This window comes from Pseudoduganella sp. GW821-FHT12E03 (assembly GCF_058807115.1).
In genome coordinates, this window is sequence record NZ_JBXAQJ010000002.1 from 461376 (window position 1) to 473912 (window position 12537).

Genomic DNA, 12537 nt, shown 5'->3' on the forward strand with positions numbered 1-12537 from the left:
TGCAAGCAACACTTGACACCATTTCCACGCGTTCCCGTGTAACATGCATTCGCTTGCGGCGGTCCGGCCTGCAGCCCGGCCGCCGATGCGACGCTGCATCGTGAAGACACCTGCGGGGCGCGCCCAGGGCCGCCAGCTTTCCGCAAACCCTGAAAGAATGGTCATGGTCACGAGGTTGCATTCATGGCGGGCCGCCCACTTGGCGCTCGCGCTTACCGCCTGCGCGGCCGCCACGTGCGCGGCGGCGGTTGCCATTCCCCCGCAAAAAATCAATCCCGACAGCGGCAGCGATGAACTGGCCGTGCTGCCGCTGGAACAATTACTGGAATTGCAGGTCGTCACCTCCGCTTCGCGCTTTGCCCAGGCGATCGCCGAAGCGCCTTCGGCGGTGGTGGTGCTGACGGCGCAGGATATCCGCGACCATGGCTGGCGCACCTTGGGCGATGCGCTGGCGTCGCTGCCGGGCCTGTATGTGACCAGCGACCGCAATTACTCTTACCTGGGGGCGCGCGGTTTCCTGCGTCCCGGCGATTACGACAGCCGTTTCCTGCTGCTGATCGATGGCATGCGTATCAACGACGCGGTGTATGACCAGGCGCTGGTCGGCACCGACGGCGTGCTCGATATGGACCTGGTGCAGCGCATCGAATATGTGCCGGGGCCCGGTTCGGCCATCTATGGCGCCAATGCGCTGTTTGGCGTCATCAACGTGATTACCCGCACCGGCAGCGGCAAGGCGGGGACGCAGGTGGCGGTGGCGGCGGCCAGCCATGGTGAAAGGCGGGCCCGCGTGACGCAGGGCTGGCATGGCCAGAATGGCGCCGACCTGCTGCTGTCGGCCAGCCTGTATACGCGCCGCGGCGAAGACTTGCATTTCCCGGAATTCGATACGCCGGACCAGAATCACGGCGTGGCCCGGCGCCTCGATTATGACCGCAGCCGCAGCTTGTATGCCAAAGGCGCCTATGCGGGATGGACCATGTCGGCCGCCTATGTGTCGCGCACCAAGGGCGTGCCGACCGCCTCGTTCGGCGCCGTCTTCAACCTGCCCAACTATACGCGCGACACCCAGGGCTTCGTGCGGGCCGGCTACAGCGCCGACATCACTCCCGCGCTGGCCGCATCGGCGCAGGCGTATTGGGGCCGGGCCGATTATTTCGGCATCGGCAGCTATCCCGATGACGCGGGTGTGCCCTATGCCAGCGGCGACGGCGACCATGCGGCTTGGTATGGCGCCGCCGCCCAGCTGACCTGGAGCGGCTGGACCGGGCAAAAAATCGTGGCGGGCGCCGATTTCCAGCGCAACCGGCGGCGCGACCAGTTCAATTACGAACTGCCCTATACCGTGCTGCTCGACGACCGCCGCGCCGATTCCCGCGCGGGTTTGTTCATCGAAGACGAAGTGCGGCTGGCGCCCGGCTGGATCTTGAACGCCGGTGTGCGCTATGACTGGGACGACACCACGGGATCGAACACCAATCCGCGCGTGGCCTTGATCTGGCATGCCAATGCGGTTGACACGGCCAAGCTGATTTACGGCACCGCGTACCGGGCCCCGAATGCCTATGAACTGTATTACGCCTTCCCCGGCGAGGGCGGGCAGGCCGCCAATCCCGGTTTGCAGGCCGAGCATATCGCCACGCGCGAACTGATTTTGGAACACCGCTACGGCGATCCGGGCTTTGCCCGCCTGTCGCTGTTCCGCTACCGCACGCGCGACCTGATCGCCCAGAATGTGCGGGATGACGGCATGCTGCAATTCCAGAATACCGACCACGTTATCGCCAACGGCGCGGAACTGTCGTTCGAGCGCCAGGTTGGCAATGGTGTGCGCCTGCGCGCCAGCCATTCGTGGCAGCGGGTGCGCGACAATGCCGGCGTCACGCCGGTCAATGCGCCACGGCGCCTGTTCAAGCTGAACGCCGCCATGCCGGTGCTGGGCTATCGTGCCCGGCTGGCGGGGGAGTTGCACTGCATGACGGCGCGCCGGACGGAAAACGCGGCGGTCGGCGGCTATTGCGTGGCCAACGCCACGCTGGGGTCGGTCCGGTTGTTGCCGCAGGCGGACTTGTCTTTCAGCGTGTACAACCTGTTCGATGCGCGCTACGCCGATCCGGCCGGCGTGGCCTTCCGGCAGGAAGCGCTGCAGCGCCAGTCGCGCACCGTGTCGGTGAAACTGGTGGGAGGTTTTTGATGACCGCGGCCATCCCGCAACCAGTCCGCCAGGGGCGCCAGCGCGCGCCGGCGGCATGGTGCAGTGCGGGATGGGTGGCCCTGGCTTGCGCGCTGGGCACAGGTTTGTCGCCTGCAAGCCACGCCCAGGCGCCGGTTCAGGGCGGGGCGCTGAAGGCGGCGTATATTTACAATATCGCGCTGTTTACCACGTGGCCCGGATCGGCGCCGGCAGACCGGCCGTTCGCCGTCTGCGCCAGGCCGGCCCATGCACTGTGGGACAGCCTGCGCAAGCTGGAAGGCAAACCGGTCAACGGACGGCCCTGGACCCTGCTCGATGCCGGGGCGGGACCGAAAGTGTGCGACATCACCGTGTTGCCGGTGGAAGCGGCGCCCAGCCGGGCGCCGGAGGTGGCGGCCACGCTGTTTATTGTCGATGGCAGTGCGGCCGGCAAATATGCGGGCGCGGTGACCCTGGTGGATGAGGAAGAGCATGTACGGTTCGACATCGATACGCGGGAGGCGGCGCGCATGGGATTGAAGTTCAGTTCGCGCTTGCTGCGGCTGGCAAGGAATGTGCTGTGAATCAGAAGGTAAATTCAAAAGACACGTTGCACCTGGCGTCGATGCTGGGCGCCGGCCAGATGCTGGCCGCCACCGCCGCCGTGGTGGTGGCTTGCTGCATCCTGCTGGTGTACCAGTTGCTGGCGCAGCGCCAGGCGCTGGTCACCGAGAGCCACGTCCAGGCCGCCATTGTGGCCGACAATATTTCCGCGTCGCTGATGTTCCGCGACCGCGATGCCGCCGCCGACATCTTGCGCGCCTTCCGCTCGGCGCCGAACATGCTGCAAGTGGCGGTGTATGACGCCAACGGCCAGTTGTTTTCCGAATACAGCGTGGAAGGCCACGCGGCGCCGCCCCGGCTGGCGCCGCCGGGCGATGCCGGCTATGCCGAAGTGCGGGTCACGTCCGACATCGGTTACAAGGACACCCGGCTGGGCAAGGTGGTCTTGATCAACAGCACGCAAGGCATCCGCGACATGATGGTGCGTTATGTCGCCCTGATGCTGGCGGCATCGGCCGGCGCGCTGTTCGTGGCGCAGCAATTGATCCGCAAGACGCGGGCGAGGGTGGCGCAGGCCGAGCGTGAACTGGACAGCCTGGCCCACACGGATTCGGTTACGGGCTTGCCGAACCGCCGCGCCAATTACCGCATCCTGGAACAAAAACTGGCGCAGCAACCGGCGTCGAGCGGCAGTGTGGCGCTGCTGCTGATCGACCTTGACAACTTCAAGGTGGTCAACGACACGGCGGGCCACCACGCGGGCGACGAATTGCTGCGCAAGGTGGCGGCGGAACTGCAGGCGCTGCTGCGCCCCGGCGACGTGGTGGCGCGCATTGGCGGCGATGAATTTGCCGTGGTGGCGGCGCCGGTGCAGCGCGAGATGGCCCATGAACTGGCCGCGCGCGTGACCGAAGCGCTGCGCAAGCCGTTCCATATCGAGGGCAGCGATATCTTCGCCACGGCCAGCGTCGGCATGTGTTTATATCCGGATGATGCCGACACTCGCGAAGCGCTGGTGTCGGGGGCCGACACGGCGCTGTACCACGCCAAGAAAACCGGACGCAACCGCCTGGCCGAATATGTGCCGGAAATGACCTTGCGCACGCAGCGCCGCATCCGGCTGGAACGCGAATTGCGCCGCGCGCTGGAAACCGGCGGGCTGGAAGTGCATTACCAGCCGCAGTTCGATTGCGGGACCGAACAACTGGTGGGGGCCGAGGCGCTGATGCGCTGGCGCCATCCGGAGCAGGGCTTTATTTCACCCGCCGAATTCATTCCGGTCGCCGAAGACAGCGGCCTGATCGTCGCGCTGGGCGAATGGGTGCTGCTGCAGGCGTGCGCCGAGGGCGCGCGCTGGCAGCGCATGGCGGAACAGGCGGGCACACCGCCGCCCAGCATCGCCGTCAACGTTTCCGCGCGCCAGTTGCGCGAAAAAGGTTTCCTTGACGTGGTATTGCACACGCTGGCGTCGACCGGCTTGCCGGCCACGCAGCTGGAACTGGAGCTGACCGAAAGCATGCTGATGGAAGACGTGGAGTCAGCCGTGCAATTCATGCGCGAAGCGCGCGCCCAGGGCATCCGCCTGTCGATTGACGATTTCGGCACCGGCTATTCGTCGTTGGCTTACCTGCAACGGTTCCCCATCAACCAGTTGAAAATCGACCGCAGTTTCACCTGTTCGCTGCCGGACGACGGCACCACCATTGTCAGCGCCGTGATTTCGTTGGCGCGCGATTTTCAGTTGGCGGTGGTGGCGGAAGGCGTGGAAAGCCGCGAACAGCTGGAATGGCTGCGCCGCGCCGGCTGCACCTATGCGCAGGGCTACCTGCTGGGCAAACCGATGCCGCCCGAAGCGCTGCGCCAGCTGATCGAAGCGCAGCGCCAGCCGGTGCATTAAGCGCCGGACCCAGGGTCCGTCACTCCGTAGGGCGGTTTTGCTGAAAGCAAAGCCGCCATGCGTGCGCTGCCGCCAGCGCGGCCAGTACCTTCGTGCGAGCATGGCGGCTTCCTGCGGAAACCGCCCTACACATTGAGCGTCTGCTGTACTGTAAATGGCGCGGTGGGCGCCCGGGCTTCCGATTTATTCAAAACCTCGTAGCCACCCCGGCCACCAGCTCAGCCATGCCGCGCCAGCCAGCCGAGTATGCCCTCCACCGACCGGAAATCCGCCACCGAGCGGCACGCGATTTGCGGATGCCGCGACTGCATCATCCGGGCCAGCGCATTGCCCGGCCCCAGCTCCAGCGCCACGGTGATCCCCGCTTCACTGCACGCATCCATGCAGTCATCCCAGTAAATGGTGTGCGCCAGCTGGCGCGGCAGGTGGGACAGCGCCTGCGCCCGCCGGAACAGCCGTTCGGCGCTGGTCCCCGACAGCACCGGGCACGACGCGTCGCGCAGCGGCGATGCCGCCAGCGCGTCTTCGAAAGGTTGAACGGCGCCGGCCATATGCGGCGTATGCGAGGCCACCGCCACCGGCAGCCGCGTGACCTTGCCGCCCTGCGCCGCCAGTTGCGCCTGTAACGCATCGGCCTGTCCGGCGGGCAGCCCGATCACGCCGCTGTCCGCGCCATTCCGGATCGCCAGCCAGCCGCTGTGGGGCGCCGCCGTTGCCGCCGCGCGGGTGGCAGGCAGCCCGGCAAACGCCAGCATGGCGTGGCTGTGCCGCAATGCGCGGGAGCGGTCGCCGGCAAGTTCATTCCCGTCCGCCACGCACCGGTCCATCAACACGGCCCGCCGCGCCGCCAGCGCCACGGTGTCGAATGGATCGAGCGCGCCCGCCACGCTCCACGCGGCCAGTTCGCCGATGCTGTAGCCGGCCACCAGCGCCGGGGCCGGAGCGGCCTCCGCGAGGGCCGCCCACATGGCCAGGGTGGCGGCTGCCACCAGCGGCTGCGCATGGCGGTTGGCATGCCAGCCGGCATCCGGTTCCGTATTCGATTCCGCATCCGATTTCGCATCCATGGCGGGCAGCAGGGGCGCCAGCCGCGCGAGGAGCGCCGCGCCGGCCGGATGCCCGCGCGCCAGGTCGAACATGGCGGCATGCTGGCCGCCCTGGCCGGGACACAGCAGCGCCAGGCGCGCGTTCATGGCCGCTCCGTCACCGCGTGGACAAAGCTGGCGGCCGCCAGCAAGTCCGCAGCGCCACCGGGCGACAGCCGGCGCCGGACGAACAGGATGTGGCAGCCATGGGCAAAACCGCGCCAGTGCGGGTTGGCGGTGCCGCCCAGCGCAATAAATCGCCTTGCCTGGATGCGCACGAAGCGGTCGCCGTCGGCGCCGCCGCGATGCAGCACATTGGTGTCTTCGAGGTCCGCCATCAGCGCGAACAGCGCTTCCGTATGCGCCTCGTGCAGGTTGCCGCCACGCGCCAGGGTGGCGCGCAACGCGGGCAGGGCGGTGTCAAACACCGCGGGCAATCCTTGCGCCGCCTGTTCCCGCGCGCCGCCCGCGCCATACAGGCGCGCCGCGCGCAGGCCATTCGATTCAGGGACGCCGATGGATGGCGTGGCGGGCCGCGCCATGTCCGGTGCGGCGGTTTCCGGCCAGCCGGTGGTGACGCTCATCGCCGCCGGCGCATCCCGGTGCCGCGCCAGGTCGTCGCCCCAGCGCGCCAGCATCGCCGCGCGCAATGCCTCGGGGGTAATGGCGTCGCCATGGCGCCTCAGCCAGCCATAGGCGGCGCACAGCAGGCCCAGGCTGAAGATGGCGCCACGGTGCGTATTGACGCCGTTGGTCGCCGCCAGCATGCGCGCTTCGGCGGCCATGCCGAGCGTGCGCAATTGCCCGAACGGGGCGCCGTCCATGCCGGCGGCCTCGATCGCGGCAAAGTAGTGGCGCAGTGAAAACAGGCTGCGCATGAAGGTGGCGGCATTCATGTCGGTATGGCTGCCGCTGTCGCGCGGCGACACCAGGCCGGGCTTCGGATACAGCATCAGTTCCGTATGTAGCGCGCGCAGCGCCAGGCGGGCGGTGGCGGCGTGCATGGTCACGGCTTGAGCATGGCCAGCAAGTCCGCCGGATCGGCCAGGCGCACCTCGGCAATGGTTTTCACCAAGACCCGCGCCTGGACGGCGCCGGCGCCGAGCCACTCTTTCCATGACACGGCGTCGCCGTTGGGGAACATGATTTCGCCGTCGAGCGGCAAGCCGTGGTCAAGGCCGGACAGCAGCGCCAGGCCGGCCTGCAACTGGTTGCGGCTGACGGGGCGGAACAGGATGTCGATGTCGGAGCCGGGCGTCAACGATGGCAGCGACGTCAGCGCTTGCCATGCCAGCGAACCATAGACACGCAAGTCCAGGCCCACGCCCAGTTCCTGCAGCGTGGAATAGCCGGGCCGCCATGGCGCCGGCAAGGCGGAACGCGCCGCCTTCAGGGACAGGGGCGCACTGCCGCGTTCCACATGGGAATGCGCCACGCGCCAGCCGATGCGCTGTTTGCGGCCATTGGCATCGGGCGGCAAGGACAGGCCGATAGACACTTCCCGCGTGGTATCGGCGCCGGCGTCATGGCGGCGCACCACCACCGGCCATTCTTCGCGGCGCCAATAGTCGAATACCGGCTGGTGTTCCGGATGGCCGTCGAGTGTGGCTTGCCACCCGGCCGGGGTCAGCCACAGCAAATCATGACGCCTGAGGTCATGGGGCTTGAACATGGCGGTCCTCCACGATGGCGTCGATGACGGCGGCGGCCAGTTTGCGCCCGCCGCGTTTTGCGCCCAATGCCGCGCGGAAGTCCTGTTGCGGGCAATCGTGCAGCGCCATGATCAGGGCCGCGTGCATGGCGGGCGCATCCCAGATCGCCGTCAGGGCGCCCATGCGCAGGTAATTCTCGGGGCCCGGCGCAAACACCGGGTGTTCGGCGGCCAACTGTTCCAGCCGCGCCAAAGGCACCTTGGTGATGCGGGCCATGGCGGGCAGCGCCATCACGCGGATGGTGGCCTGCGGCAGCGCATAACAGGCATTGGCCATCAGGCCGCTGGTGACGAAGCCGCCCGACAGCGCCTGGCCGTACACCAGCGCCAGCACCTTGTGGCCACGGCGGCGCGCCAGGTCGATGCTCTTGCCCAGGTGCGCCATGTAACTGTTAATGCCCAGCATTTCATCGCGGTGGCGCAGGCGCTGGCCTTGCGTGTCCACCAGCAGGATGATGGGACGGCCCGGCTGGCCGCGCACGGTGTCGAGCACGGCGCGCGCTTGCGCCAGTGCGATTTCGATGCCGATCGCCGCGTGCCCGCAAGTGCCGACCACGGCCACCGGCTTGCCATTGACCTGGGCGCTGCCGCTTAGCACCGCGCCGTGCTGTTCGATGCGGTGGCCTTGCGGGAACAGGCCGGCGGCGACGGCTTGCCAGTTGTCCGCGTTGCCGGTGTCTTGCGGACCGGCGTCCGGCGGATCGTCATTGGGCACGCCTGCATCGGCGGCGCCCGGCGGTTCGGCAACGGCCGGGCCGGCATTCGCCGACGCCGCGCTGTCCGGCGCCAGCGCCAGTGCATCCACCATTGCATTGAACGCTGCCGTATCGAGCATCGGCACCGCGCCCGCATCCGGCACGCCCAGCGCGGTCCAGATATCGCGCGGGTCGGGCAGGGCGCCAAAGCGGGCGATGCGGGCGGCCAGCATGGCGTGTTCGCGTTCCAGCGTGGCCAGGGACAGTTGCGCGCCGCCTTCATTGCGTACGGCATCGATCATGGCCAGCGCCGCCGCGCGGAATGCCGCGATGTCGTCGTCGACCAGCGCGTGGCAATCGCCCAGCAGGCGGCGGTGCTTGCCGCCCGTGGTGCGCCACACCAGGGCGCGATCGCGCGCATCGAATTCCTCGACGCCATGGGCCGATTCGATGACTTCCGGGCCCGACATGGCGAGGCGCGCTTCTTCCGACATGATGACGGCGTTGGCGCAGCGCGCCACGATGCCCATGCCGCCGAAGGCGCCGTTGGCGCCGCCCACCAGCGCGATCACGGGGATGCCGGCGGCGCGCACGTCCAGCACGGCGCGCAGCACTTCCGCCACGCCGATCAAGCCGGCATTGGCTTCATGCAGCCGCACGCCGCCCGACTCGGCCAGCAGCAAGACCGCCTGTGGCTGTTCCACCAGCGCGCGGCGCAGCATGCCGGTCAGCTTGGCGCCATGCACTTCGCCCACCGCGCCGCCCATGAAGCCGCCTTCCTGGGCCGCCACGAACACCGGCCGCCCATCCAGCCGCGCACGGCCCACGGCCACGCCGTCATCAAATGAGGCAGGGGCGCCCAGCAGCGCCAGGTGGGGGCTGGTGATGCGCTCGGCGGGGCCGACGAATTCGTCGAAAGTGCCGGCATCGAGCAGCCGGCGCAGGCGCTCACGCGCGGTGGCTTCCTGGTAGCTGCTCATGCGTCTCTCTGAGTTGAGGGGCCCCGGCCTGAAGGCCCTGCACCCGTGGCCAAATAGGTGCGCAGCGCCTGGTCCAGCCGCAGGCTGACCACGGCCGGGGTGGCACCGACGTCGTTGATGGCGACACGGATACCGGTCCATGGCCAGCGCGCGTAAAAGTCTCGCAGCACGGCTTCCCAGATCGCCGCAAAGCCCACGGCGGCGGTGGTGACGGTAATCTCGCAGGCGCCGCTGCCCGGCGCCGGTTCGACCAGCACTTCCAGGTTGCCGGAGCCGACCACGCCCACCAGCAGGGGCGCGTGGACCGGCGCCGGCTGGCCCTGTTCTAAGCGGAAGTTCAGTGTTTCCATCGTGGTTACCAGTTCCTGTATCGTTGCGGCGGGTTGTACAAGCCGCCGGAGGCGCGCACCAGGTCTTTCATGCTGCGCGCCGCCAGCAGGCCGCGCGTGGCCTGGCGCGCATCGATGCCGAGGTCGTCCGCGCGGCGGATCACGCCCCGGGCCCGCAATTGTTCCACCATTTGGCGGTCGCGCGCCAGTCCCACCGGCGTATAGCCGGCCACGCCACGGATGGCCTGTTCCCGTTCTTCCGGTGTGCGGCACAGCAGCAGGTTGGCGATGCCCTCCTCGGTCAGGATATGGGTGACGTCGTCGCCATAAATCATCACCGGCGGCAGCGCCATCTTCGCTTGTTCGGCCAGCTCCCAGGCGTCGAGTTTTTCCACGAACGCGGGCTGCATGTGTTCGCGGAAGGTTTCCACCATTTGCACCACCAGCTTGCGCCCGCGCGGCATGGCGCCATGCGCGCCGCCGCCATGCGCCTGCCGGCCCGCCTTCAGCCACGCGGGGCTGGCGTGGCGCCGTCCGCGCGCGTCGGCGCCCATGTTGGAGGCGCCGCCAAAGCCGGAAATGCGGCCCAGGGTGGCGGTCGAGGAATTGCCCTGCAAGTCGATTTGCAAGGTGGAACCGATAAACAGGTCGCACGCGTAGTGGCCGGCCGCTTGGCACAGCGCGCGGTTGCTGCGCATGGAACCGTCCGGGCCGACCGCAAACACATCGGGGCGGGCGCGGATATAGTCTTCCATGCCCAGTTCCGATCCAAACGAATGGACCGATTCCACGAAGCCCGCCTCGATCGCGGGGATCAGGGCCGGGTGTGGATTCAATGCCCAGTGGTGTGCGATCCTGCCTTGCAGGCCCAGTTGCGCCGCATAAGTCGGCAACAGCAGTTCAATCGCGGCCGTGTCGAAACCGATGCCGTGATTGAGGCGCTGCACATCGTATTCCGCATAAATGCCCTTGATGGCCATCATCGCCATCAAGACCTGGATATCCGATATCTGCGCCGGGTCGCGGGTGAACAGCGGTTCGATGTAATACGGGCGCGGCGATTCGATGACGAAGTCGACCCAGTCGCCGGGAATGTCGACCCGTGGCAGGGTGTCGACGATGCGGTTCACTTGCACGATCACGATACCGCTTTTAAACGCGGTGGCTTCAGCCAGCACCGGCGTGTCTTCGGTATTCGGCCCGGTGTACAGGTTGCCGTGCCGGTCCGCTGCTTCCGCCGCCAGCAGGCACACGCGCGGCGGCAAATCAATGAAATAGCGGCTATACAGTTCCAGGTACGTGTGGATGGCGCCGATTTGCAACTGGCCGGCGCCGACTAGCTTTGCCACGCGCGCGGCCTGCGGACCGGAAAACGAAAAATCGAGCTTGCTGGCGACGCCCCGTTCAAACACGTCCAGGTGTTCCGGCAGGGCCAGCACGGATTGCAGCATGTGCAGGCCGTGGATGCGCTGCGAATCGAGCTTGGCCAGCGCCTGCGCCAGGAAATCCGCCTGTTTCTGGTTATTGCCTTCGATGCAGACCCGGTCGCCCGGTTCCAATACCGCATGCAGCAGATCGCCGATGCGTGTGGCGGGCACGGCTTTGTGCCGCAAGTCGTTGCCGATGCTGTCGGCCGCGCGCTGCAGGCGCCGCCGGCGGTTTTGTTGCAGGGTGTCCCACGCACGGGGCGGCATGGCCATGAACGGACTCCGGTTTTTGAATTGCCCGTAGGGTAGCATGGCTGGCCCGGGGGGATGCGCCGTGCATTCTAATAAATAAACAATTGTGTTTACTTATTGTCGGGTGGCGCGTATATTTCCACGATCTTGTTGATTTCATATCCGCCATGAAAAATCTCCTGCTGATTGCCGCCGCCTGTTTGCTGGCCTTGCTGTCCACCATCGGGGCGTCGCTGTCGTATCCGATCCTGCCGCCACTGTTTGCCTCGGGCGCAGTTAACGGCCTCAACCAATTCATGGGCATGCCGCCCAAGCTGCTGTTTGGCGTGGCGCTGATGATCAACCCGCTGGGCTTGCTGATCGGCTCGGCGGTGCTGGGTTCGATGTCGGACCGCTATGGCCGCCGCCCGGTGCTGCTGGCGACCGGCCTGGGCGCGGCGGTGGGCCACGCGGCCACGGCGCTGGCGATGATGGTGGAATCGTATCCGCTGTTTATCCTGGCGCGCTTCGTCACCGGCCTGCTGGAGGGGAATGGCGCGGTGGCGCGCGCCATGCTGGCCGAGCGGCTCGACGGCTCGCTGCGCCAGCGCGCGCTGGGCTGGCTGAACGGGTCGTTCCACCTGGGCTGGCTGGCCGGACCGCTGCTGGGGGGCGTGACCGTGGGCTTCGGTGTGACCGTGCCGTTCTGGATTGCCGCCGTCGCGATGCTGAGCGTGGCGCTGCTGGTGGCGCTGGCCTTGCCGCGTGAAGAAGCCGCGCAGCCGGGCGCGTTGCAGGCGGCCGGTTCGTGGTGGCAGGTGGCGCGCGAACGCCATGCGCTGAACCTGGTCAAGCATGGCGAACTGCGCCAGCTGTTCATCCTGCACCTGGCGATGACGTGCGGCATCACGGCCTTTTATGAGTTTTATCCGCTGTGGCTGGTGGAAGTCGCCCATTACGATGCGCAAAGCATTGCCGCCGCCAACGTCGGGCTGTGCGGCGTGATGACCCTGGCGGCCGTGATGGCGGGCCGCGCGGCCGAAGCGCCGCCGATGCGGCGCGCCGGCCGCCATGCGCTGGCGCTGGCGGTGGCCGTGGGCTCGCTGGGACTGGGGCACTTGTGGGTGGGGCTGGTTGGTATCGTCCTGTTCGGCATCCCGAACGCCTTTTATAACAACACGGTGCAGCACTGGGCGGCGGGCCGTTTTGGCAGCCATGGGCAGGGCGCCGTGATGGGTTTGCTGTCGACGACGTTCTGCCTGGCGAATATACTGATGGCGCTCGCGGGGTCCGTGCTGACCTTGATCGATACGCGGCTGATCCTGGTGCTGGGCGCGGCATTGTCGGCCTGGTCGGGCTGGAACTGGCTGCAGTGGGGGCGGCAGGCGCTGCCGCCGCTGCCGCCGGTAGCCGCCGCGCGCGCCGAGCTGACCGATTGACCGATA

Annotated in this window: 10 protein-coding genes and 1 pseudogene; 4 read left to right on the plus strand and 7 right to left on the minus strand. The window is 67.5% G+C overall.

Annotation, left to right across the window (positions count from 1 at the left end):
• The first annotated feature begins 199 nt into the window (after positions 1–199).
• From AC1RRC_RS05765 to AC1RRC_RS05775, 3 genes are read left to right on the plus strand one after another with little or no spacing between them, the layout of a single operon-like run.
• Positions 200–2194 (plus strand): TonB-dependent receptor plug domain-containing protein, encoded by a 1995-nt coding sequence (locus AC1RRC_RS05765; RefSeq protein WP_493054309.1) that lies wholly within the window; start codon positions 200–202, stop codon positions 2192–2194.
• Positions 2194–2757: a YfiR family protein gene (locus AC1RRC_RS05770; RefSeq protein WP_493054310.1), complete on the plus strand. Its 564-nt coding sequence runs from the start codon at positions 2194–2196 to the stop codon at positions 2755–2757. Before AC1RRC_RS05765 ends, AC1RRC_RS05770 begins: the two co-directional genes overlap by 1 nt.
• Positions 2754–4634: a putative bifunctional diguanylate cyclase/phosphodiesterase gene (locus AC1RRC_RS05775; RefSeq protein ID WP_493054311.1), complete on the plus strand. Its 1881-nt coding sequence runs from the start codon at positions 2754–2756 to the stop codon at positions 4632–4634. Before AC1RRC_RS05770 ends, AC1RRC_RS05775 begins: the two co-directional genes overlap by 4 nt.
• 218 nt (positions 4635–4852) lie before the next feature.
• Here AC1RRC_RS05775 and AC1RRC_RS05780 read toward each other — a convergent pair whose 3' ends face one another.
• From AC1RRC_RS05780 to mdcA, 7 genes and pseudogenes are all read right to left on the minus strand, one after another.
• The gene (locus AC1RRC_RS05780; protein WP_493054312.1) at positions 4853–5827 is read right to left on the minus strand and encodes an acyltransferase domain-containing protein; all 975 of its coding nucleotides are present in this window, start codon (positions 5825–5827) and stop codon (positions 4853–4855) included.
• Complete coding sequence (gene mdcB / locus AC1RRC_RS05785) at positions 5824–6723, minus strand: triphosphoribosyl-dephospho-CoA synthase MdcB (RefSeq protein WP_493054313.1); 900 nt, start codon at positions 6721–6723, stop codon at positions 5824–5826. The genes AC1RRC_RS05780 and mdcB overlap by 4 nt, the downstream gene beginning before the upstream one ends.
• Before the next feature lie 2 nt (positions 6724–6725).
• A complete protein-coding gene (mdcG, locus tag AC1RRC_RS05790; protein ID WP_493054314.1) occupies positions 6726–7391 on the minus strand; it encodes a malonate decarboxylase holo-[acyl-carrier-protein] synthase in 666 nt (221 codons plus the stop codon).
• Entirely contained in the window at positions 7375–8238 is an 864-nt protein-coding gene (gene mdcE, locus AC1RRC_RS05795) for a biotin-independent malonate decarboxylase subunit gamma (protein WP_493054701.1), read from the minus strand. Before mdcE ends, mdcG begins: the two co-directional genes overlap by 17 nt.
• Positions 8227–9105: pseudogene (locus AC1RRC_RS05800) on the minus strand (biotin-independent malonate decarboxylase subunit beta); the annotation flags it as partial. The pseudogene AC1RRC_RS05800 and the gene mdcE, both read right to left, overlap by 12 nt.
• Positions 9102–9455 (minus strand): malonate decarboxylase acyl carrier protein, encoded by a 354-nt coding sequence (gene mdcC, locus AC1RRC_RS05805; protein WP_493054315.1) that lies wholly within the window; start codon positions 9453–9455, stop codon positions 9102–9104. The pseudogene AC1RRC_RS05800 and the gene mdcC, both read right to left, overlap by 4 nt.
• A 5-nt stretch (positions 9456–9460) precedes the next feature.
• Positions 9461–11134, minus strand: a complete 1674-nt coding sequence (mdcA, locus tag AC1RRC_RS05810) for a malonate decarboxylase subunit alpha (RefSeq protein WP_493054316.1) — start codon at positions 11132–11134, stop codon at positions 9461–9463.
• 146 nt (positions 11135–11280) lie between these two features.
• Here mdcA and AC1RRC_RS05815 point away from each other — a divergent pair, with 146 nt between their 5' ends.
• Positions 11281–12531: an MFS transporter gene (locus AC1RRC_RS05815; protein WP_493054317.1), complete on the plus strand. Its 1251-nt coding sequence runs from the start codon at positions 11281–11283 to the stop codon at positions 12529–12531.
• The last annotated feature ends 6 nt before the right edge of the window (positions 12532–12537 follow it).